Raw genomic sequence first — 24,160 nt, forward strand, 5'->3', positions numbered from 1 at the left:
CTGTTAAAAATGTTTAGCTGTGGCCCTAGGGATGCTATACAGGTTTGCGCTAAAAGCGGTATGCAGCTTCAATCCCGTAAGTGCGAGGTTTATTAGGCTGACGCGCAAACTCTGTTACACCATCGTCTAATATAAAAATGTCCTCGATCGCACGTTCATCGGTTAAGTTATTCACAAACAGTTGAATTGTCCATTGTTCGCTTCGTAATCCTAGGTTGGCATTGATAAAGCGGTACTGAGACGAACGAATTTGTGGCTGGGTAATATCGAATGATTTAGGTCCTTCCACTTGCAGCGACGCGCTTGAGGTGAGTGACCAAGTATCATTTAGCTCAGTCAGGTAGTTGGCTGACAATGCTAAGTTGTAATCAGGCACCCACACCATGGTTTCTCCCTCAAGCGAAGGCTGGCGAGAGAATGCTTTAATTTCAGAATCAAGCAGGCCTGCGCTGAAGCGAATATCTATGTTCTGTGATGCTGCTACGGCAAGTTCAAGTTCTACCCCGCGGGTTTCAACACGTTCAATGGCGAGGTTTTCAAGAGTAAAGGTGCGTACGTTGAATTGTGTGACTTGCGCATCATCTTGATCGATAGCAAACGCGGCACCGTTTAAGGTCACCGAGTTATCAAACAAGGTGGCTTTAAAGCCTGCTTCAACGCTGTCTGATACTTCTTTGTTGAATGTGCGGCTTATGCCTTCTGCTGGCTCATTGAATCCACCGCTGCGAAAGCCTTTAGAGTAACTTGAATAAACCAAAAAGTTTGGCATTGCTTGGTAGGCAAGGGTGACCTTTGGCTGTGACTGGCTAAAGGTTTTCTGCGCGAAGGTGTTATCAGCAAAATTAGGATCAAACGACTCCCGTTTATCTTGATCAAAACGTAAAGCAGTGGTTAATTCTAGTTTGTCGGTAATGTCATAGTTTACTTGGCCAGAAATAGCCCACGCTTGGCTGCTGTTGTTGTCGGCAATAACTAAGTACTTCTCTTGGTCAGTAAAGTCGCTGTGATTACGGGGAGTGTCGCCCGCAAAATCATCAAAAAAGCTTACCACTGTGTCTCGTTGCCTATCTTGATAGAATAAAGACACCGCCCAGCGTAAAGGTTGCTCACTTTGCGAGGTGAAACGACTCTCAACCGTAAACGATTCTACGTCTGACTCACCCGCAGTACCAAAAGGAGCGCGAAATAAGTCTGCTTCATCGATGAAAGTGGCATCAGCAGAGTAGTCACCATCGTAGAAATGCTCGTTCTCGGATTGACTATAAGCTGTGATGAAATCAAAGGTTCCAAATGCGTAATCCTGTGACAGTTTGGCACTTATCTCGAACACATCGCGCTCGTCACGGTTTGCTATGTTTTGCGAGGTGTCGATAGAAAAATCTTCGATGGTGTCAGCGGTCACACCTTGATAATACGCAAATCCAGCCGTGCTGGTGGTATACCTGCTTTTAATGTTTAAGCTGGTGTCGTCAAACATATCAAATTGCAATTGGGCAAAGACTGAGTCTTCATCTAAGGCATCGGCTTCATCGTTTAAAAATGTGTTATCGATTAAACCGTCACTGCTTTTTGTGTAACCGCCTACTCTAAAGTAGGCGCTGTCTTCTTCGTTTAACGAGCCTGATAGTACACCACTTAGATGATAGGCATTACCATTGCTGTAGAACCCTTTTACACTTCCTTCTAAGTCTTCTATGGGTTGTTTGGTGGTGATTAATACTGCACCGCCCACTGCTCCGCGGCCATATAAAGCACCTTGGGCGCCGCGCATCACTTCAATGCGCTCAACGTCTACTAAATCTTGGTTGATAAATTCAATATCAGATGCGGTGACGCCATCTACCACAAAAGCAAGGGGAGGATCGCCCACTTGAGGTGTGATCAAGCCACGAATAGTAATGCGCGATAGACCAGGGCGGAAGTTATCTAACTGCGTTAGGTTAGGTGTCAGGTTTGCTACATCTCTGAAATTAGCAATTCGTGCGCTTTCTATCATATCCGATGAAAATGCGGTGACTGAATCAGGCACTGATTGAATGGACTCTGTTCGACCACGAGCAGAAATAGAGATAATTTCTAGATCATTTGTTTGAGCCTGTTCCGAGGCGCGTGTGTCAGTACCTTGTGCGTAAGCATGGGGAATAAGCGATAGACTAACGCATAGGGCAAGGGTAGATTGGTTGAACGACTTTATTTTATTGAACATATTAACGCCTCAGTGGGAGTTTATTTTTTATATTGAGCAGTTCCAACGCTGCTCAAATTTTGTGTCGTTTAAGTTTCCATAATTGGAACAAAATATTATTTTGTTGTGCGTGCCCGTTTCAGGCATTATTTTTTGAACCCTAGCCCGTGAACGCTGGATTTTGTTTGAACAGGCTTTATCAGCCAGGATGAGAGGCAAACATCAGGTAGTGAAATGAAAAAAACGATTAAAATCGATAGTTACAACCGAAAAATTCTAGCAACACTGCACCTGCAAGCTGATTTAACCAATATAGAGTTATCAGAAATCGTTAACTTATCGCCAAGCGCCTGTTTTCAAAGGGTAAAGACGCTCAAAGATGCCGGCTATTTCAGAGCTGCGCATGCTGACGTGAACTTAGATCAGTTATGTGAGCATGTGTTGGCCTATATTGAATTTACCTTTGACAATAACACCGCTGCCACTAGCAGGCGCTTTGCCGCCGTCATCGAGCACATGCCTCACATTATGGATTGCATGCAGCTTAGCGGCGACGTGGATTATATTTCCTTGAGTTGCTTCCCGGATATTAAAGCGCTCAACGCAGCGTGCACTGAATTAAGTGATAACCCTGATTTGTCGATTAAACACATTAAAACACGCATCGTATTAGACAGAGCTAAGTGGTTTTTGGGGTATCCGCTGGCGCACCTTAAATGGATTGACGAAAGCCCAGAGTTTTAGTGGGAGCGTGTACAGCTTAGCTAACTTACCAACACATGCTCTGCAGTTTTTTAATATGTCATGCAATTTTTTCAGTGCGTTGTTAACAGTGGATAAGGGCTGCCTTTAGTCGAGTAAGGTTTTTAATTGGTAAAACACGCGAAAAATGTGTGATGGAATGTATAAGTTCATTACTTTACGGATTCATTAAATCGTTAATAATGACGATATATAGTGAAAGGTGAAAATAGTTTGTACTGGGGTAAACTCAGCGCAAGCAATAATAATATTGAACAAGCATAAGGTAAGTGGAATAACCTTAGGCTATAAAAACAGGGCAAGACGTTGGTTAATATAAAAAAACTCAGTTCAAAAGTATTAGGTGTGTTAATGGTTTTTGTGGCTGCACTAGGCCTCATTGCTGCATTAACTATCAACAACCTTAGTTCTCATGTTGATCAATACAGCGACTTATTAGAGCGAGAAGTCAAAGCTGCATTATTAATCGATACGGTTAATCTTACTTTTAAGCGCCAAGTGCAAGAATGGAAGAACGTACTTTTGAGGGGCAAAGATAGCCAAAAACGTGAAAAATATTGGAATAGCTTCAGCGCACGCCACAAAGAAATTGAGCAGCAACTAACTGTTTTGAAAAGCATAGACGTGAGCGCACAAGTGCGCGAGCAGTTAAACGACTTTGCCTCAGTGCATTCGACCTTGTACGACAAATACCAGCTGGGCTATCAAGCCTTTATCAATTCAGGTTATGACCCATACATTGGTGATGAAGCTGTGGCGGGTATTGACCGTGCACCTACCAAGCTGCTCGAAACCCTTAGTGCGCAAATCAGCAGCCAAGTGATAGCGCAAAACGAGTCCAAGAATAGCCAAGTTAGCAGCTCATTGTGGTGGGGAAGTGTCAGTTTAATCTCAACTATAGTGCTTGGCTTTGCCCTATTATTGTGGTGCTTAAAGGCACTAGTGACTTCGCCTTTACATAAGTTAAGTGAGCATATTCACGCTGTTAGCCAAGGTCGACTTGCATCTCCTTTGATGTTTGAACGTCAGGATGAAATTGGTCAAATGGCTCAGTCTGTAGAGACTTTGCGCGTAGATCTGTTAGAGATCCATTCAGGGCTTGGCTCAACCCAACAAGATTTAGACAGAGTGTGCTTTAGTTTAGTCGATAGCGCAGGGGCCATCAGCCAAGGTGTTACAGAGCAAAATCACGGCACGGCCAGCGTGCAGGAAGCGGTGGATCAACTGTCGCAAGTTGCGCAAATTATTGAGCAGCATGTGCATCACGCTGCAGATTCGGCGACGACAGCCAGTCGCTCAGCGGTCACCAGTATTGAAGTTATGCAGCAAACTATTGAGACCATTTCTGGCTCGTCTAAGCAAATAGAAGACACGGCAAAAGTTATTTCAGCGTTAAACGAAGACGCGCGAAAAATCGGCACCGTATTGGACGTCATTCAAGGCATTGCAGAACAAACCAACTTACTAGCACTTAATGCTGCCATAGAAGCCGCCCGAGCCGGTGAGCATGGTAGAGGCTTCGCTGTGGTGGCGGATGAAGTCCGTACGCTTGCGGCCAAGACCCAGCAATCTACAGAAGAAATCAAACAGATGATCGCAAATGTGCAGCAAGGCACCAGTGATGCGGTAAATGCGATTAGCCAAGGGCAAGACCAAACAAAATTCAGTGTCGATAAGGTGCTTGAAGCCGATGGTAATTTGAAAGGGGTCACCAACGCAATTGAAGATATCGCAGCCGTGAATCAACATATCGTTGAAGCGATTGCCCAGCAAAACAACGTGACTCAAGACATACTGCGTCATTTGAGTGAGCTAAGCCAAATAGCGAAACTCAACGGTGAGCATGCCCAATCGTGCGACGAAGATAACCTGACCTTGATGGATGTCAAAGATCGCATGGCAGGCATCATCAAAAAATTCGTGCAATAGCCCTAAGCTCAAAAGCAGCCCTGAGCTTAGAAATAGCCCTGAGCCAATAAACAGCCCTGAGCTTAAAAACAGCCTTGAGCAGATAAACCGCGAGGGAATGACAGCGGCTTTTGCTCTGAGTTGTCACTATTTAAAAGGGAACAACCATTCCTACATAGTGGCGCCTTAACCAATAACCGCTGGACGCATTCTAAGGGGGCACTTATTAATGCGGATTGCTATTATTACCTCGAAACGTAAATGGTGGTTGACCCTCTATCCGCTTTGAAAACGTGATAAAATTTAAGTAATTCAAATAACGCACGCAGCTTCTATATTATCCTAGGCTGTTTCATTATCATCTCGAGACCCACTTATGCTCAAAAAAATTATGCTACTGGTCGTCCAAGGCTTGCTAGCTGTGGTGCCTATTACGTTGACTGTCTATGCATTGTATTGGCTGGTAACAACTGTGGAATTGGCGTTAACACCGATCATACCTGCTCAATGGTACTTCCCGGGCATGGGGTTAGTCACAGGCATTGTTTTGTTGTTTTTCGCGGGGTTATTGGTCAACGCTTATGTGGTCAAAGTACTACTGCATTGGGGCGAGCGCGTTTTTGAACGTATTCCATTGGTGAAAACCTTTTATGGCGCCATTCAAGATGCCGTAAATCTGATCAATGTGGGCAAGCAACAAAAGGTGCAAAGCGTAGTATCGGTTCAAATTAGCGACAGTATTGATTTAATTGGCTTTGTGACGAATGCCGAAGGTGGAAAAACGTTATTTAACGATGCGCAAAAAATCGGCGTTTACATTCCTCTTAGTTATCAAATAGGTGGCTATACCTTGTATATAGACAAAGCCAAAGTCACCTCACTGGATATAGACGTAGAGACTGCTATGCGTATTGCGCTCACAGGTGGTAGCCAATCTAAGAACGAAAACGGATTTAAAAAGCAAAAACCCCCTCAGTAATTACACTCTCGCTGGGTGTTTTTTGTACCAAAGGCTTGGGCTGTTAGCTAAGTGTCTGTAAAAACCTGCATTATTGCGTCAAAGTGAGCTATTTTTAGGTAAATAATACTCTCTTTTGTCTCAGCTCGTAAGAATTGCACACCCGATGCAATAAATTCCCATTGCTCTGAACGGCTTAGCTGCTCTGTAAATTCATGATTGCTTGTAACTCATTGCCATACAAGGTTTTTCTCTTTCTTGGCCGCGCTGGCACAGCCATTGCTTTTACTTAAGCAAGGATGCAAATAAACACCTATGCATTTGCGAGAACCTTCTCATTGGCTTTAGGCAAAGCGTTGAACGCTAACCTGAACCCAAAGGTGTGAACTTAGCCACTTGGTTAAACGACCTAACAACGTAAGGGGAAAATCATGGAAAATGCAAAAACAACTAACGCGAATACCAACTCAAAAACGGATTCGCCAGTTTCGAAAAAAGCCCAAGAAGCATTGCACGACTCAGTAGATGCAGTGGCAGATAAAGCCTCTCAAGCGGAACGCTCAGTGCGCGACACTGCCCAGCGCTCTGCTGAATCTCTAGGCGAAGCGCAAGAGAAAATGGTCAAACAGTGGAACGGTTCACAAGTGCGTAAGTTCGCTACTGAAAACCCCATTGCTACCGTAGGTATTGCGTTCACGGCTGGCATGTTAATCACTTCGCTGTTGCGTAAGCGTTAAGATAATGGACATGCCTAACCCGGATAAGCCTCGCAGTGCTGAAGAAGATAGCCAACAGCATGTCGAACTTATAAAGGAAATCATCGGGGCCGCTACGGACGCAGGCAAACGTTATCAACGGCAGCTTTCCCTAGCCAAAACCTTAGCCGGGCGAGAGTGTAAGCTCTCTGCCCGAGCCATGGTACTGGTGCTTATTGGGGTGCTGCTATTAACAGCGGTGAGTGCAACCTTATGGATTACCCTCAACGCTATGTTAGCACTAGGGCTTATTCAGCTTAATGTGCATTGGGTGTGGGTAGGCAGCGGAGTCATTTTACTGAATGCTGCAGTCGCTTTGGGGATAGTCATAACGATTAAAGCATTGCTTAAGCACGTAAGTTTATCCAGAGCGTGGGATGCACTGACACTCTCAAGCAGCGAGGCCGTGAAAGACAAACCAGATGATAGCAAAGCGGCCAACAAACTGAATACCGAGCAACATTTTCAGCATTAATCGCGACCTGGGTAGGGGCGCTCAAGGAGGCAAGTAATGTCAACTGACAGTAATTTTGGCCACTCTATCAGCCGACTCTTATTGGGTCGAAGGTTAACCGATGTTGAAAGAGCAACATCAAATGCGTATGAAAATCAGCAGATGATTTTAGCGCGAAAAGAACAGGTTGCTAGTGCGACCAAAGAATTTTGTAGATTACCATTAACACCCGTAGGGGCGTTTGCCGCGGGTGCTGCAGTGGGCTTGAAAGGCTCTAAACCTGCATCGGTGCCACTTATAATGCGCATCGTGAGCCTGGTTAATCTGGCTTAAAACAGTTTTTTAGGAGTCACTCAACTCACCTAAGGCAATATTCCTCTGCCGCTTTTCGGTGACTCCTTTTTTATACCTTATGAGAGCTGGCCTGCCATCTAAAGTGATAAGTAGGCTGGCTCTCAGATAGCCAATCAAATCAGCATTAAGACTATTTGAGCGTAATATTTCTTCTTTACTCCCTGAGCGAACTCAATGACTTTTTATAGGTGATTGAGCAGGTGCCTTAGAAGCACACTTGATCCTTGCCCTGAGCCTTTGCTTGATACAACAGCTTGTCGGCGCAGTTGATAAGCTGTTGCAGAGTATGATCAACATCTTTGGAATATGACGCCACCCCCATAGAGAAAGTGACGTAATTAAAATTTTGGTGTCGCTGTTGTATAATTTTATTAAATTCTTCACGGATCCGCACAAAAATCACCGAGATGTCTTGTGCCGTGGTGTTAGCAAATACAAATAACCATTCTTCTCCGCCGTAGCGCCCAAATCTATCGTATTGGCGAATGACGTTCTTGCATGCCATGGCAAATGCGACAAGCACATCATCGCCCACATCGTGGCCATGGGTGTCGTTCAGCTTCTTAAAATTATCGATGTCAATGATGCCAACCATCAATGGTTGTTGGGTGCGAGATGATTCCTGAAAACGTATTTCCGCGTAGTCTAATATTGCCCGGCGGTTCGGAGCCTTGGTTAGATGATCATTCAACGCCATGGCTTTGAAGTGATTGCGGTTTTTAATCTGGATAAACAGCATAAAACCGATGAAAACTAATATAAGCGCGCTAAACCCAATCACTAGCCACCAAATTCTTTGCTGCGCGGCCTGCTGAGCCTCTTGCTGTTCAATTTGTAGGTTCTTGAGCTTATTTTCGGTGATAAGCGCTTGGTTTTCCTTTTCTTTTAATGCGCTGTTAAAGCGGATGAGCTGCTTTTCAATCTCTTTTTGTTTTTCCTCTACACGTACTTTATCCGCGAATGCGTAGTTCTGAGCCAGAATATCGAAAGCGCGCTGAAAGTTCTTGTTCGCGTAGGCAATATCAGCATCAAGCTTGCCTAGCTTTATCGTGTACGTAGGGTCTTTTAAGTTTTCCAGTAGTAGGTGGCTTTGCTCAGATTTTTTAGCTGCGAGATCCAACTCATTTAGTCCTAAATACGCTTGCGCTTGGCCTATGCGTGTCTCGAATAAAGATAATGCAGAGCCACTTTGCATTAAGATAGGCTCTATTTCATTAAACCTCGCCAGAGCGGTATGCCAATTTTGGCTGTCAATATCGTATCGAGCCAATTCCTTTTTCGCCCAAGCGACGCCAACTTCATCGTCTAACTCCGCGCTCATTTGCATGGCTTGCTGCATGTAATTTCTAGCTTCTTCCAAATTCTCACTGAGTGAATAGGAAACGCTCATATTGTAAAGGACGATGGATGTAGCGAATTTATTCTTTAATTGATAGGAAACCGCGAGGGCTTTGCGCAAATAATCAAGAGCAATATCGGTATTTTCTAGCGTGTTATTAAGATTGGCTAGGGTATTCAGCACTGAGCCGACTGCAGATAAATCATTCGCTAGTTGGTACGATTCATAGGCTTTATTGAGGGATACTAGCGCACCTGTGTAGTCTAAAAATTGATACTGACTGTCACCCACGTCATGATAAATCTCTCCTGCTAATCTAGGCGACTCAATGTTATTGGCTTTCACCAATAATCTGGTATGTTGCTCGGTGATGCCGGCAAACAGTCCTTTAGAATCACGAATATTTAAGTCAACCAATTCTAAGCGTATTAATATAATCGGCTCATTAAGTGCATTGGCTGAGGTCATTAACCGAGGAAGCAAGGCTTCTGCTTCATTGATTTTAGAGGAAGCTAGTAGAACTTCCGCTTTTAACGTATAGGCATATAGGCACGCCACTAACCAGCTTTTCTGCTCGCAGCTTTCAATAATAGGTAGTAGCTTGTTGAGCTTATCAATAGGGGAGTTGGCATTTTCAGTTTTAAGTACATCAATTTTAGCTAATAATTGTGCTTCACTTTCGTCAGAGGCGTCTTGTGCAAAGGCGCATTTACTCGAACAGAATGAAAAGAGTAATAGAAAAATAATGCTTAATATTGATGATGTGTGCATAAATTATTTCGAGGCTCATTCCTGAATACGAGTTCCTTCAATCTCCAATCTCGTTTTTATGCGCTTAGATTAAAAGCGATCAAAAAACGCGCAGCATACCGACTTTTTTATTCACGCACTTTGCGCTGTGACTAACAGATTAGATCAGAGCGTGTATGCAACAAAGAGTAAGCACTAGATCTTATCTATGCAACTGTCTTTGTTAGATAAATTCAGCGAGTCGTTTCGCTATAAGCTTATATAAGGCTGGCATTGAGCCATATGAACGCACAAATAAAAACGGCGGCTCAAGTTGGCCGCCGTTTTTTGTGTAAAAGTTTTGCTTACTCGTTTTAGAGCGTGCCGATGACGCCTTCTCGGCGTTTGTCTGCTGCACCTTCAAGGCTGCCATCAGGCTGGCGCATAATTACGCTTAAACCTGAGTTTTCACCTTTTGAAGCATCAACATCAAAACCCATATCTTTCATGGCTGATATAAGTGATTCAGGTGCAACGTCTTTTTCCAAACGGACGGTTTTGCCTCTGGCAACCATGTTCGGTAAGTCAACCGCCGCTTGCGGGTTTAAATCCCATTCGAATACGCCAACCAAAGTTTTTACTGTGTAAGCGATAATATTATTGCCACCAGGAGAGCCGGTTGCCAATAAAAACTCGCCGTCTTTGTCTAACACAATGGAAGGTGACATAGATGAGCGCGGGCGTTTATTTGCCGCTACTGCATTGACGATAGCGTTGCCATTTTTGTCATGGTGCTGAAACGAGAAATCAGTTAGCTGGTTGTTTAAGAACATTCCGCCTACCATGCGTGTGGTACCGAAAATACTTTCAACGGTGGCAGTCATAGACACCACATCGCCTTTTGTGTCGACAATTACAAAGTGGGTCGTGCCGTGCACATCCCGGGTCGCGTCAATACCTGCCGTTTCGCTACTTTGCGTACCGTTATAAGCCCAAGGGTCGCCAACGGCATAGGTTTCAGGTGTCGCTTTATCTGAGATAAGCGTGGCGCGCTTGGCAAGGTACTCTTTATTCAACATGCCGGTAATGGGCATATCAATAAAGTTAGGGTCGGCAATAAATTGGTCTCTGTCGGCGTAAGCCAACTGTTGCGCTTGCGCCAAAACAGCCCAGTTGTTGGGATCATCAGGGCCAGCAGCACTCGGGCGAGGACCATTTTCTAAAATCCCCATGATCATGCCTACAGCCAGCCATGAAGAAGGTGGTGGTGCGCCACAAATTTGCGTATCTCGGTAGTCCTGACACAGTGCAGTGCGCTTAACAGCCTGATAAGCTGCGATGTCTTCAGCCGTTAACGAGCCCGCTCTAGGCTGCTGCTGCACCATGGCAGCAATCTTTTTAGCAATATCGCCGTGGTAAAACTCGCTGGGGTCGTTAGCAATTATCTGTAGTGTTTTCGCGTACTCAGGGTTCTTTAAAATGTAACCCGTTGGATGAGGTTGGCCTGCCTCATCAAAAAAGTAATTATGCGCATCTAACGGGCCTTGGTCACGGGTGCTAGGGATATATTTACCAAAACGCTCTAACATGCCGTGTAAACGAGGAGATATTTCAAAGCCATCGGTAGCCAGTTTACTGGCATAGCTAAACAAGCTACTCCATTCTAGCGTACCTTGATCTTTGTGGGCCATAGACAACATAGAAACTATGCCGGGTACGCCGGTGGACAAGCCACTGGTTTTTGCATCGATATACGACATTGAATCGCCATTTTCTAGCATGAACATATCGGGCTTGGCACCACTGGGTGCACTTTCACGGCCATCATAAACCGCCAGTGATTTAGTCTCGTTGTCGTAATGCACCATAAACGCACCACCAGCTAACCCTGAACTCTGGGGCTCTACAAGACTTAATACCGATTCAATGGCGATGGCTGCGTCGACCGCTGAACCACCTGCGCGCAATATTTCTAACCCTGCGGCAGTAGCGTGTGGGTTGGCAGTGACAACCATAGCTTGTTGTTTGGGTAGTGTTGCTTTTAATTCTGTTTGGTTCTCCGCTGAACTACAGCCCCAAAGGCTGACGGATAACACCCCGAAGGCGAGTAAATGAAACTTCATTGATTGTTCCCGATAGTTAAAATTTGATAAACAAATGATAGTGAAATTAAAGAGGCGAGAATCACTTTTGAAACGTTTCAAAATGCGCAGTACACCCAAAAGGTGACACTAAGATGTATCACCCGCTATTTTTCTATCACAAAAAAGCCCTGGCTGACAGTAGGCTTACAAAAATCACACCTAATTGACTCTTGAACATACAAATAAGGGTTTTAATTTAGACTTGCTCAGCAAAAATTTCGTTCATATTATCGATTCTCATCGTTTTGCCTTATGCTGGGGGGATAAAAATAATGTCACCTCATTTAGACTTAAGGGATAGCTTTTATTATGTCGACCATGCACTTATATATTTATGATCACTGCCCATACTGCGTTATGGCGCGTATGCCTTTTGCTATGAAAAACATACCTGTTGAACTAACCGTGTTACCTAACGACGATGAAACAACGCCTATATCAATGATAGGCGTAAAAGCATGCCCCATTTTGAAAAAGCCTGATGGTAGCTTTATGCCCGAAAGCATGGAAATAGTCAGCTATATTGACCAACTTGACAATAACCCGATATTTTCACCCTCAGCGAATCGAGCTGATTTATCGGCTTGGTTTAAGGACGTTAACTTATTAATGAAGCAACTACTTTACCCTCGGTGGATCACCTCGCCGGTAAAGGAGTTTCAAACTCAAAATGCGATTGATTATTTCACTCACAAAAAAAGCAAAGAACTTGGCTCTTTTACCGATGCATTGGCCAATAGTGAGCAACTCATAAAAGCGCTGGAAATCCAGTTGGAGAAGCTCGCGACGATATTGCACAGTGAGACAAGTGTGAATGAGCAGCTTTCTTTTGATGATATCACTCTGTTTGGCCGATTACGGGGCATCACCTTAATCAAAGGGCTGACAATACCGGCAAAAATAAGCGTTTATCTGGATTACTTTTCAACAACCTGTGACATTCCTCTATTTTACGATGCCGCGCAATAATAGGTCGCAATAATGCGAATCACCAACAAAGCCAATACCGTATGTAGTTAAGCGCTACTGACACTTTATAAAAAACCTTATGGGTAAGAGGATTATTTTTTGCACCACGTTAAATTCAAGATAGCGCTGTTCGTTCTAAGTATTTTGGTTTTGAGTAGCTGTTTCAGGGTCAATACGCCAATGGCCACCCCAAAAAATATGTGCCACATCATTTATGATGCTGGAAGTAGCGGTACACGTTTATTTATATATGAACAATCTGGTACAAGGCTAATCGCCCATAGTGGCCCAAAAATCGAGGCGCTTGCCACGCCATTGTACGTTAATAACCCTAGCCAAATGACGAGTATCGATAACACGGTTAATGACGTGATCAGCACATTAGATTTAATTAGACGTGACGGAGCCCTAGATAACGGATACCCCAAGTGGATAGGGTTCGACTGGGTTAATCAATGCAATATGGTATCAGCAAAAATATATGCCACGGCCGGTATGCGTATTGCGCAGCAAACCAATCCCGAGGCTAGCCTAGCCATGTGGCGTGCCCTAAAGTCAACGTTAGCCGAAAAAGTTGGCCCTAAGGTGTTAATTGAAACGAAAACAATCACCGGATTTGAAGAGGGCTTGTATGCTTGGTTAAGTGTGCGAGATACACATAGTACAAGCGATTTTGGGATTGTTGAAATGGGCGGCGTATCCTCACAAGTGACGTTTGCCTGCCCAGAGTGCTCACCTGCCAATGATGCGGTCAAGAAGGTGAGGTTAAATGGCAAATCACTACAGATTTACAGTTATTCTTACTTGGGTTTAGGGCAAGATGCAGCGCCGAAAACGTTGACCTTTCCAGTTATTTATCCGGTGCCAAAAACGTGTGCTTATGGAATAGGGGGGAGGCAAAAAGATTGGCGTGTTGCCGATTGTGCCGATGATATTCTACTCACTATTCAAGGTAATAGCTCAGAGATAAAAGACCCATATAATTACTCATTGGCCGAAGAAAAAGGGAGGAAAGGGGCAAAAGGGACAACGAATACCTTACCCACACCCCAGAAAAACATTCCTAAATGGACGTTAACCGGCGCATTTAACTATAAAAAAGAAACAGACATTAAAGAATGTTGTTTCAATGAAGGTCATGGGTGCTATCACACGCAAACCTCATGCTTTGTTCCTATTTATTTAGATAAATATTTACAGACCCTAAATATTTCCCCGGCTCAAACCACTAAAAATGACGTGAGCTGGACACGAGGCGCAGTGCTGTGTGAAATCGAAAACTGCTTAGCTGATATGGCGACTCCGCCGGTATGTCGCTGGATGGCGTCTGGCTGCTTAAGCCACTGATAATTACAAAAGATAAACCATGCACATCACCTTCTTTATTGTTGATAGGATCTATCGGTAACCAGACTAAATTCAATGAGCCAAGCATTCATACTACGAGATTACCAAACGCAAGCGGTTGACGCCGCACTAGCGCATTTTCGGCAAAGCGATGACCCCGCTGTGATTGTATTGCCCACAGGCGCTGGTAAAAGCTTGGTCATTGCCGAGTTGAGTCGACTGGCAAAAGGCCGTGTTATCTGCCTTGCACATGTCAAAGAGTTAGTGGAGCAAAATCACGCTAAGTTTCTGGCTACTGGCTCAGCAGCGGGGCTATTTTCCGCGGGCTTAGGCCAAAAAGACAGCAACCTAAAAACCACCTTCGCCAGTATTCAGTCACTGTCTGGAAACCTAGATACTTTTAATACCCCTGCCAGTCTAATTATTATTGATGAATGTCACCGAGTAGGGCTAGAGGACGGCGCTCAATACAATAAAACCTTGGCACATTTTCGCAGCTTGAATCCAAAAGTAAAAATACTTGGGTTAACTGCTACCCCTTACCGGTTAGGCAGTGGCTGGATTTATCAGCATCATTATCATGGTTATACACGGCCCTCGGGCCAAACTTTTTTTAAAAAATGTATTTTTGAGCTGCCTTTGCAGTACATGGTCAAAAATCAATATTTAACACCGCCCATACATTATGATGCGGCTGTTGCTCATTATGACTTTAGTTTGCTAACAGAAAGCTTAGACGGTGAGCAAAACACCGATGATATCGCCTTAAATGAACTTATTCACAAACACCCAAGAGTGACTAAGGCTGTGACCGAACAAATACTGCAGCTTAGTCAAGACCGCCAAGGCGTCATGATTTTTGCCGCCACTGTCGACCACGCAAAAGAGATCTGCGCTTATTTACCTGCACAGCAAACAGCCTTAATTACCGGTACCACAAAAATAAAACAACGTGACAGCCTCATCGCCGCCTTTAAAGCCAAGAAAATTAAGTATTTAGTGAATGTATCGGTACTAACCACGGGCTTTGATGCGCCCCACGTAGACGTGATTGCCATTTTACGCCCCACCCAATCTATCAGTTTGTTTCAACAAATTGTCGGGCGCGGCTTGCGCCTCAGCCCTGGCAAAAAAGACTGCTTAGTATTGGATTACACCAATAATGGTTACGATATTTTTCAACCTGAAATTGGCGAAAAAAAGCCCACACCAGATTCCGTTGCCGTACAAGTACATTGCCCTCGATGTGGTTTTGCTAATGCATTTTGGGGGCGAAAAGACGCACAAGGTCATATTCTTGAACATTTTGGTCGCCGCTGCCAAGGCTTGGTCGACACCCCAGATGGTGAAACCCAATGCAGCTATCGTTTTCGCTTTAAACACTGCCCCTATTGCAATCAAGAAAACGACATTGCTGCCAGACAGTGCCAGCACTGCAATGAGAAGCTCATCGACCCTGACGACATATTAAGAAAAGCGTTAAATTTAAATAGTAATAAAGTACTGCGCTGCGCTGCCATTACCCCTGTGATCAACTCAGCAGAAAAGAGTATAAAAATCACCTATCACGATGAAGATGGCCTGACATTATCAGAGACTTTTCGTTTCAATTATAAAAAAGCCAGACAACGCTTTAACGATTTATTCGCACGAAGATTAGCTAGCGGTACCCAGTCGATTCATTTCGAATCCATTGAAGAGCTACAACCGTTTTTGCCCTATCTGCCAACGCCCGACTTCGTAATAGCCAAAAAGCAAAAACACCACTGGCAAGTCACCGAACGATTATTTGATTACCAAGGGCCTTACCGAAAGGCCAATGCGCTTGGCTAGCGCACCTTTTGCGCTAGCACTTGATATACCCAGGAGCTTAGGGCTTATCGCCGCGGTGCTCTTTATTCGCCGCAGGCGCTCTTTATTCGCCGCAGGCGCTATGCAGAAGCGGGTTCCTTCGGCGATTGTTTTGACTCCTCAATGGCTGATAACGCTGAGCCGCTGCGAATGTATTGCACTACCGCCAGCAAAATCACCAAGCTAGAGAATATCAAAGCATAACGCAGTGATTCACTACCGTATTCAGGGGCGAAATAATCACTGACCACACCGGTGGCAACAGGGCCACAACCCAAACCGACAATGTTAAGAATAAAGAACAAAATCGCCGAGGTTGTCGCACGCATCGACGGTTTGACCAAATGATGGGAGATCGCAATCGTTGGTCCAAGGTAACAAGAGCCAAATACATTGCTGATAAAGATGCACACCAACACCAAGGTCAACGAGTCTAAGCTCAATGCCAGTAAACTAAAGGGCACAGAAAGCAGCACGCCAATGGCAGGCACCCACATGTACCAACGCAAATTCATCTTACCGAATTTGTCAGCCAGAAAGCCGCCGCTGAGAGCGCCAATGACACCAGAGAAACCAATGATAAGGCCAAGAGAAACGCCCACTTCTGAGATGCTCATACCATGGCTACGAATTAAGAAAGACGGGATAAAAGTTAAAGTGGAGTAACCGGTAAAGGCACAAAAACCGGCAGCAAAGGCTGCTTTGCGAAACGGCTTAGACTTCCACAAGAAACTCAATGTTTGCTTGAAAGTGTATTTCTCGCCTTCGTTCGGGTCAGAGACCATACCTGAGCCACCTCTAGGCGGCTCTTTCAAAGTTAAGCGCACTACCACAGCCATCAAAATACCGGGTAAACCCACAGCGAAAAACGCCATCCGCCAACCAATTTTGTCGGCCAACCAGCCGCCTAGCAGCAAGCCAACCAAAATACCCAGATACAAGCCCATGCTGTAAATAGACATGGCCGCACCGCGCTCTTCAGGGGCGTAGTAATCTGAAATCATAGAATGGGAAGGAGGGCTCGCGCCAGCTTCGCCGATACCCACACCAATTCTAGCCAGTAGCAATTGGGTATAGTTTTGCGCCAAGCCTGACACAGCGGTCATGCCGCTCCATATGACTAAGGCTAAGCTGACAATATTGCGCCGATTACCCACATCTGCCCATCGAGCGATAGGGATACCCACCACCACATAGAACAAAGCAAAAGCAAAACCAGTTAATAAACCTAGCTGGGTATCAGATAACCCCAGCTCCGCTTTAATCGGTTCTTGCAGGATGACCAAAATTTGGCGATCAACAAAATTGAAGATATAAACCAAGGTAAGAATAAACAGGACATAGCGTCGATAACTGCGTGTTTCCGCATTCATAGAACATTCTCAAAAGAGTATTGGCTGATAGGAAAATCGAGTATGCCGACTAAATATTATCCACTCAAGCATCACAAATGGGCGTGAGAGTGCTCACTGGGCACACGCAAAATGCAAATGCGTTTACAAGTCAGTAACAATGCGGTTACTGGGTGGTTACAACTTGCAGGTGACGCATCTATTTTTATTATGAATGAACAATTATACCTGTTGGGTTGTGATCTTGAGGGGCATGGGCGGTGCTTATTTATGCGCTTCGCGCACTGAGATTACGCTTCGCGTAGGGCATGCGCGTTGCTCACTTATGCGCTTCGCTTATTTATGGCCTTCGGCCACAGAGCATGCACTTCGTTTATCATGTGCTGCGCACACTGAGATTACGCTGCGCGTAGGGCATTCGCGTTGCTCACCTATGCGCTTAGCTTATCGTCATCCATGACGAGTATGACTCTCGTCCCTACGAGCCAGTGACTTCTTTTCAACAGCCAAAAGAAGTCACCAAGAAAGGCCGCCCTCCGGCAAGTCACTTATCCCTGTGCTTCTCGACTAACACTGGTCGTGAAAACGCGTTCCCGACGCGGCTTTCACTTGAATGACATCCATGTCATTAATCCAGCGTTAGCCTTCGATGCTCGGGGTGACTTGAGTCGGTGAATAAAGCATGCGCTTCGCTTACTAAGATTACGCTGCGCGTAGGGCATTCGCTTCGCTCACCATGCGCTTCGCTTACCGCAATCCATTGCGTTTTTGATACGGCATCCCTGCCGCACCAGTAACTCTTTCTTCAACAGCTAAGAAAGAGTAACCAGACAAAGTTGTAGGGAACAACTTTGAACATCCGCAGGATGGTGCGCAGCACGAAGGGCATGGATAGCCCGAAGTAAAGAAGCCGCCTCCAGCAAGTCACTTATCTCGGCAACTGCTCCCTGCGTTGCTCTACCTTCCAACATCCATGTTGGTCGCCTGCGCTTCTCGTCTAACACTGGTCGTGAAAACGCGTTCCCGACGCGGCTTTCACTCAGATTGCTCCCGGCAATCTCACCAGCGTTAGCCTTCGATGCTCGGGGTGACTTGAGTCGGTGAACAAAGCAAAGCATGCGCTTCGCTTATCGTCATCTCGGTAACTGCTCCTGCGTTACTCTACCTTCCGCCATCCATGGCGGTCGCATGACGAGTATGACTCTCGTCCCTACGAGCCAGTAACTTCTTTTCAACAGCCAAAAGAAGTCACCAAGAAAGGCCGATCTCCAACCAATTTTCTGATCCATATTTTTAATCGACTTTAATGTCAGAGCGGCGAAAGGAAACATCCATGTAAAGCACTTCGCCTTGTCCAGACGTCCATGTCTGGACATCTGACAAGCCATTTAAAAAGATGGAAAATTGGAGTCGTGGAAAAGCCAAAGCATGCGCTGCGCTTATTTATGAGCACAGAAAAATACTCGTTACCTTCGGCTATTCCGGTAAACAGCAAGATCTTGGAAGTTTTCCGTGTTTCTACAAAAGCGTGTTTAAAAAATGGAAAAAATTTAACCTGTACAAAAAGTTACGGTGTATGCTAAAAACGACATATAGGGAAAGGTGGAAAAATGCCGTGTTTAATACGCGGATGCAATCACGGCATTTTGCAAGTTTTTAATATTGTTACATGCCTCAAAGGAATCGAGTTGAGCACTAAATTCGAAGTTAAAGGCCTCTTTTACGAGTCCAATGGATATAAGTTACGTAAGTATCTAGACATCACGCGAGCTGACGTAGAACTCAATGAACCTGATCTCATGGTTGTAATGATGAATCCTGGCTCTTCTTATCCATTGGACGGTATCGACAACAACTCCGTACCATCAGTGGCGGAGCCAGACACTACACAACAACAAATTATGAAAGTCATGGATGCGTCAGCGTTTAACTACGCCAGAATTTTAAATTTGTCTGATCTCCGTACACCGGATTCAAATGAGCTGTATCGTTTCTTGAAGTCCGAAGAAAGCAGTACAGTAGAGCATTCTATTTTTTCGCCCGATCGTAAATTTGAATTGGCACAGCTATTCGTTAATGGTGTACCGGTTATTTTTGGCTGGGGCGTAAACCAAGCTTTAATTCCTTTGGCCAAACAGGCTATAGACACCTTGTGTATTAGCAACCCTTTCGGAATTTTAAAACCAAATACTAGATACTCGTACTATCACCCATTACCAAGAGTCTATGCAAAGCAACTTGAGTGGGTTCAACATGTAACAAGTCAAAGCAGTCGGGCGGCTAACCCCGCCGCTGTTTGAAGCGTTATAAGTTGGTCTAAATCGTCACGAATATAGAGATTGAGAAATTATTGTGTATGAAATAATTGCTGCGGCTACAAACCTTACTGCTTTAGCAGTTATTGCGTTCATATACGCCGCGTATATAAAAAATCTTCGGTCAGTGAATCAGCTTAAGGATTCTCAGCTTAAAGTAGCAGAGCAAAATCTGAAGCTCTGGAAGGACAAAGCACTGGAGCTCGAACGAAGAGCCCCTGAGTTTATTGAAAAGCAGCTCAGCGAAAGAATAAAAATAAGAGAAGAAGAGCTTTCCAGATTAGCCAAAGATAGTGAGTTTCATGTAGAGCAGATTGAACTGAAAAACAGAGAAATAAGATCACTTCGAGATTCCATTGAAAAAGCAACGGAATATCGAAAAAGTATCACGGTGTGGGATAGTGAAGAAAAAGATTTTGTGGAAGTTTCTGATAGCAACTTGGAGCAAAGGTACATCGGGTCAGTATGTGTGGACACCGCGAGTTTAATGATCTGTGATCCTTGGTACCCAAAGATGTCCTCAGAAAGGGAAGCAGAGGAGTTTCAGTCGCAAACACATATGTATCAAGTCATAAACTCTGGAGAATTGTTTTGCACTGATGATGAAGGTGATTCATTTTCGTCAGAGCTTCTTGGTTTCGAGGAAGAATTAACAGTGAAGGATATGGTTGGGAGCGGTTTAATAAAGAAAATTGAATACAACGGAAATATGCCCGCCATAAACTCTAGCTATATCGGAGGTGATATGAGTGATCCGGAGTATAAAAAAATACGACACTTATCATTTATTAATGGTCGTCTGGGCGCGGGTATTTCTATTTCTATAGGCGCTGACGGGGTTTATCCTGTCTACATTGAATACTATAAGGATGAAATGCAAAGAATAATCATCGGTGCGGGGAATTAACAGGAAACCCATGATAATTCATATTAAATCCGCACTTGAAAATACCGCTTTTTTAGCGACGTAGTCGCTGCTTTGGTTCACGACTCCAATTTTCCATCTTTTTAATTGGCTTGTCAGATGTCCAGACAGGGGTAAGCCCGTGGCTTTTAGGAGCAATGCTCCTATCGGGTGAACGATTCGCCATGGATGGCGAAGCTGGGAGAGACACCAAGGACGGGTTTAAACACCGTTTTGAATTATAAGTTTTCGAAGAGCTTAGTCAGCGAAGTGCTTTACAGGGATGTTATCTTTCGCCGTTCTGGCATTGAAGACAATTAAAAATATGGATTAAAAAATTGGTTGGAGATCGGCTTCTTTTATGAAATGCGTCCATGCATTTCACCTTGCGCAGACGACGCTTAGGCCATCCTTCGGATGTTCAAATTCACTCCCGATGAATTTGTGCTTACTTTTCTTAGCTGTTGAAGAAAAGTCAGTTGGACCGCGCGGCGGCCGCTCATAGATTTCGTTTGAAAAAAGACATGGATGCCGGTAAGCGAAGCGCATGCTTTGCTTTGTTCACCGACTCAAGTCACCCCGAGCATCGAAGGCTAACGCTGGTCAGATTGCCGGGAGCAATCTGAGGGAAAGCCGCGTCGGGAACGCGTTTTCACGACCAGTGTTAGTCGAGACGCACAGGGATAAGTGACTTGCTGGAGGGCGGCTTCTTTTGCTTACTTTTCTTAGCTGTTGAAGAAAAGTCAGTTGGACGAAATGGATTTCGTTTGAAAAAAGGCATGGATGCCGTGTGCGAAGCATATAGTGAGCGAAGCGATTGCTTGATGTGCGCAGCACATGATTAGTGGCTGAAGGCCATAAATAAGCGAAGCGCATAGGTGAGCACCGCGAATGCTTGGTGCGCATAGCGCATGCCCTCGCGCAGCGTAATCTCAGTGTGCGCAGCACATAAGTGAGCGCAGCTCATAAGGTAAGCGAAGCGCATAGTGAGCAACGCGAATGCTTGGTGCGCATAGCGCATGCCCTACGCGCAGCGTAATCTCAGTGCGCGCTGCACATGCACTATGCTCCTTCTTATTTAAAGAGCTATCCGTTAAGCCTTAATCTTCCTTACGGTAAAGACTTATCAAACATATCGCTAAAAGTAACGTTGCAATCACGCCTGAGCCGCCTGCAACGCCAGAGGGAAGAAATCCGTCGCGGCCAAAGGTGATTAAAATTCCATTAGCAAACATAGCAACCAGACCCGCTAACGCTGTAACGCCGCCTATCACTTTGCCGCCTTTAGCGATACTTGCCATTCCAAAGACAAGTGCTGCTAACCCCAATAGCATTTTGGCGGCATAGTAAATCATAAAAGATAAAGCAACCACGCCACCAATTAACGGTTGAGCCCCTTCAACGGCACCTGCAACTTTTCCAAACGACGAAAATAAAGTCAGGCCAATACTCACCTGTACAATGTTAATAGCGGCACAAAACGCTATAGCCGACCATCCTAGTTGGCAGTTTTTTGCCTGCACCATAGATGCACCGGCAAAAGCAACAAGAAGAGTAAATATTAATGCTTCTAGCCCCCATAAAACTTGCCTTGAAAAGCTGACTTCAGCAACATAAAGGGCAGTATAAATAATCTGTGTTATCGCCACCAATAATACTAAAGATGCTGTAATTAGCATGGTGCGTTTGTTCGTAAACTCCATTGTGTACCTCTAATAATTTTAATTTTAATTTTAACGTTTTCATGTAGTTCTATTTTACTAGATTAGCCCTAGCTGATATGGCTCAGCACAAATAATTAGCAACCCACTGTATGTTGCTACTTGCCCAATAGAGAACGTATCGAAGCTTTTCTCAGCGAGCAAATTGCTAACATTGTTTGATGCTTTAAACGGCGCGGCTATTTTTGAAGTTACATGCTTCATTTCCAATATAAAACCGACTAAATCAAAGTTACATACAGAGCTATTATCGTGACATAACGCTCTAAAAAAGTACGTTACGGGTGCAGTCGCTCTGAATACATCAAATCGGTAAAGCGTTCTAAGAAATAGTTTTCATATTGGATAGCATAAGACAGGGGAAGTTATTTAATTCTTTCACCTGGCAGGTGTATAGCACTCAAATATTATTTTCTCAGAAACTAATATTTGAAAACGCCACTAGATCTGAGGTGTAGATATTGATTCTGGCGACGTAGTCGCTGCTTTTTTCTTTTGTTACCGACTCAAGTCACCCCGAGCATCGAAGGCTCATACTGGATTAATGACATGGATGTCATTCAAGTGAAAGCCACGTCGGGAGCGCGTTTTCACGACCAGTGTTAGGCGAGACGCGCAGGCGACCAACATGGATGTTGGAAGGTAGAGCAACGCAGGGAGTACCGGGCTGGCGTGCCAGTTGCCGAGATAAGTGACTTGCTGGAGGCGGCTTCTTTACTTCGGGCTATCCATGCCCTTCGTGCTGCGCACCATCCTGCGGATGTTCAAAGTTATTCCCTACAACTTTGTCTGGTTACTCTTTCTTAGCTGTTGAAGAAAGAGTAACTGGTGCGGCAGGGATGCCGGATCAAAAACGCAATGGATTGCGATAAGCGAAGCGCATAGTTAGCAAAGCGATTGCTTGGTGTGCGAAGCACATACTCTCAGCGCGAAGCGTAATCTCAGTGTGCGCAGCACATAAATAAGCGAAGCGATTGCTTGGCGCACGCAGTGCGTAACGCAGCGAAGCTGTGATCTGTGGCCGAAGGTCATAAACAAGCGAAGCGCATGCCTAATGTCTTGCTAATTCCTGATATACCGCCGGGTTGTCTTTAATTGTTGCTAGCACCTTCGCTGCTAGTCCTGTTGGGTTACGACGTCTTTTTTCCCAGCTTTTGATGGTATCAACACTCGTGCCTAGTACTGCGGCAAATTCTATTTGAGAAACATTTAGTTGGGCTCGAATAGCTTTAACATCAGCAACCTCATAAGAGGTCACACGAGCAGCTTTCTTTTGCCCTTGCTTGATAACAACAGCCTCTTCGAGAGACGCTTTCAATTCATCAAAAACACTCATTTATCTTCCCCTTTCAATAATTTTACAAGGCTCTTTAATTCAGCCTTCTCATTTTGGCTCAAGGAGTCTTTAACGCTCTTGGGATACGCTAAAATCAAATAGATCTTTTCAACATGAGCCAAAAAGTAAATAACTCTAGCACCGCCACTTTTTCCTTGATTGCCCACAGCCATTCGTATTTTGCGCAGGCCACCAGTATCTCGAATCAAATCGCCTTTTTCGGGCTGGGCAATAAGCTCTACTTGAAGATCTTTAAGTTCATCGTCGGTAGCAATAGCGCTGATCTGCTTGGTAAATATCGAAGTCTCAATAAATTCAATAGCATGACTCACAGGATACCCCATTGCTAAAGCATTAAGTGTACAATGTACACCTGTAGATAAAAACAAACAATACAAAAACTAAATCAAATGGCGTAATGAAAACCAAAGAATTAACAGTACACCCAAGTCAGCGGCGTAGCCGATTCTCTTGGCGACGCAGTCGCTGCTTTTTTCTTTTTCTACCGACTCAAGTCACCCCGATGATCTCGAATTCTTAGTGCGCGCAGCGCATGCTTTGGCTTTTTCACGACTCCAATTTTCCATCTTTTTAATTGGCTTGTCAGATGTCCAGACGGGGGTAAGCCCGTGGCTTTTACGAGCAACGCTCCTATCGGGTGAACGATTCGCCATGGATGGCGAAGCTGGGTGAGACACCAAGGACGGGTTTAAACACCGTTTTGAATTATAAGTTTTCGAAGAGCTTAGTCAGCGAAGTGCTTTACAGGGATGTTAC

At 44.7% G+C, this 24,160-nt stretch carries 18 protein-coding genes; 11 read left to right on the forward strand and 7 right to left on the reverse strand.

Annotation, left to right across the window (positions count from 1 at the left end; genetic code table 11):
- Positions 1-49: 49 nt before the first annotated feature.
- Positions 50-2,206: a TonB-dependent receptor gene (locus tag GMES_RS18605; RefSeq protein WP_006994329.1), complete on the reverse strand. Its 2,157-nt coding sequence runs from the start codon at positions 2,204-2,206 to the stop codon at positions 50-52.
- A gap of 213 nt (positions 2,207-2,419) precedes the next feature.
- Between GMES_RS18605 and GMES_RS18610 the strand changes: the two genes are divergently transcribed.
- The 6 genes from GMES_RS18610 to GMES_RS18635 all read left to right on the forward strand — a co-directional run bounded on the left by GMES_RS18610 (position 2,420) and on the right by GMES_RS18635 (position 7,355).
- Complete coding sequence (locus GMES_RS18610) at positions 2,420-2,929, forward strand: Lrp/AsnC family transcriptional regulator (protein WP_006994330.1); 510 nt, start codon at positions 2,420-2,422, stop codon at positions 2,927-2,929.
- A 324-nt stretch (positions 2,930-3,253) separates the two neighbouring features.
- Positions 3,254-4,876 carry a methyl-accepting chemotaxis protein gene (locus GMES_RS18615; protein ID WP_006994331.1) on the forward strand — a complete coding sequence of 541 codons (1,623 nt, stop codon included), beginning with the start codon at positions 3,254-3,256 and terminating at the stop codon, positions 4,874-4,876.
- A gap of 355 nt (positions 4,877-5,231) precedes the next feature.
- Positions 5,232-5,834 carry a DUF502 domain-containing protein gene (locus tag GMES_RS18620; RefSeq protein ID WP_006994333.1) on the forward strand — a complete coding sequence of 201 codons (603 nt, stop codon included), beginning with the start codon at positions 5,232-5,234 and terminating at the stop codon, positions 5,832-5,834.
- Positions 5,835-6,244: 410 nt separating this feature from the next.
- A complete protein-coding gene (locus GMES_RS18625) occupies positions 6,245-6,550 on the forward strand; it encodes an ElaB/YgaM/YqjD family protein (protein ID WP_006994334.1) in 306 nt (101 codons plus the stop codon).
- 4 nt (positions 6,551-6,554) lie between these two features.
- The gene (locus tag GMES_RS18630) at positions 6,555-7,043 is read left to right on the forward strand and encodes a hypothetical protein (protein WP_006994335.1); all 489 of its coding nucleotides are present in this window, start codon (positions 6,555-6,557) and stop codon (positions 7,041-7,043) included.
- Positions 7,044-7,079: 36 nt separating this feature from the next.
- Entirely contained in the window at positions 7,080-7,355 is a 276-nt protein-coding gene (locus GMES_RS18635; RefSeq protein ID WP_006994336.1) for a hypothetical protein, read from the forward strand.
- 226 nt (positions 7,356-7,581) lie between these two features.
- Here GMES_RS18635 and GMES_RS18640 read toward each other — a convergent pair whose 3' ends face one another.
- Together GMES_RS18640 and GMES_RS18645 are read right to left on the reverse strand one after the other, a co-directional pair.
- Positions 7,582-9,486: a diguanylate cyclase gene (locus GMES_RS18640; protein ID WP_006994337.1), complete on the reverse strand. Its 1,905-nt coding sequence runs from the start codon at positions 9,484-9,486 to the stop codon at positions 7,582-7,584.
- Between the two features lie 332 nt (positions 9,487-9,818).
- Entirely contained in the window at positions 9,819-11,567 is a 1,749-nt protein-coding gene (locus tag GMES_RS18645) for a gamma-glutamyltransferase family protein (protein WP_006994339.1), read from the reverse strand.
- Positions 11,568-11,897: 330 nt separating this feature from the next.
- Here GMES_RS18645 and grxB point away from each other — a divergent pair, with 330 nt between their 5' ends.
- The 3 genes from grxB to GMES_RS18660 all read left to right on the forward strand — a co-directional run bounded on the left by grxB (position 11,898) and on the right by GMES_RS18660 (position 15,737).
- Positions 11,898-12,557 (forward strand): glutaredoxin 2, encoded by a 660-nt coding sequence (gene grxB / locus GMES_RS18650; RefSeq protein ID WP_006994340.1) that lies wholly within the window; start codon positions 11,898-11,900, stop codon positions 12,555-12,557.
- 180 nt (positions 12,558-12,737) lie between these two features.
- Entirely contained in the window at positions 12,738-13,904 is a 1,167-nt protein-coding gene (locus GMES_RS18655; RefSeq protein ID WP_006994342.1) for an acetate and sugar kinases/Hsc70/actin family protein, read from the forward strand.
- Positions 13,905-13,979: 75 nt separating this feature from the next.
- Complete coding sequence (locus tag GMES_RS18660) at positions 13,980-15,737, forward strand: DNA repair helicase RadD (protein ID WP_006994343.1); 1,758 nt, start codon at positions 13,980-13,982, stop codon at positions 15,735-15,737.
- 98 nt (positions 15,738-15,835) lie between these two features.
- On the opposite strand, the gene GMES_RS18665 is transcribed toward GMES_RS18660, so the two are convergent.
- A complete protein-coding gene (locus tag GMES_RS18665; RefSeq protein ID WP_006994344.1) occupies positions 15,836-17,128 on the reverse strand; it encodes a spinster family MFS transporter in 1,293 nt (430 codons plus the stop codon).
- Positions 17,129-18,795: 1,667 nt separating this feature from the next.
- Between GMES_RS18665 and GMES_RS18680 the strand changes: the two genes are divergently transcribed.
- On the forward strand, positions 18,796-19,407 hold the full coding sequence (locus tag GMES_RS18680) for a hypothetical protein (protein ID WP_161601915.1): 612 nt from the start codon (positions 18,796-18,798) through the stop codon (positions 19,405-19,407).
- A gap of 52 nt (positions 19,408-19,459) precedes the next feature.
- Positions 19,460-20,329 carry a hypothetical protein gene (locus tag GMES_RS18685; RefSeq protein WP_006994349.1) on the forward strand — a complete coding sequence of 290 codons (870 nt, stop codon included), beginning with the start codon at positions 19,460-19,462 and terminating at the stop codon, positions 20,327-20,329.
- A 1,097-nt stretch (positions 20,330-21,426) separates the two neighbouring features.
- On the opposite strand, the gene GMES_RS18695 is transcribed toward GMES_RS18685, so the two are convergent.
- The 3 genes from GMES_RS18695 to GMES_RS18705 all read right to left on the reverse strand — a co-directional run bounded on the left by GMES_RS18695 (position 21,427) and on the right by GMES_RS18705 (position 23,715).
- Positions 21,427-22,029: a hypothetical protein gene (locus tag GMES_RS18695; protein ID WP_006994352.1), complete on the reverse strand. Its 603-nt coding sequence runs from the start codon at positions 22,027-22,029 to the stop codon at positions 21,427-21,429.
- Between the two features lie 1,069 nt (positions 22,030-23,098).
- The gene (gene nadS, locus GMES_RS18700; RefSeq protein WP_006994354.1) at positions 23,099-23,383 is read right to left on the reverse strand and encodes a NadS family protein; all 285 of its coding nucleotides are present in this window, start codon (positions 23,381-23,383) and stop codon (positions 23,099-23,101) included.
- Entirely contained in the window at positions 23,380-23,715 is a 336-nt protein-coding gene (locus GMES_RS18705) for a type II toxin-antitoxin system RelE/ParE family toxin (protein ID WP_039987789.1), read from the reverse strand. The genes nadS and GMES_RS18705 overlap by 4 nt, the downstream gene beginning before the upstream one ends.
- Positions 23,716-24,160: the final 445 nt, after the last annotated feature.

Origin of the sequence: Paraglaciecola mesophila KMM 241 (assembly GCF_000315015.1) — a bacterium.
Lineage (GTDB): Bacteria > Pseudomonadota > Gammaproteobacteria > Enterobacterales > Alteromonadaceae > Paraglaciecola > Paraglaciecola mesophila.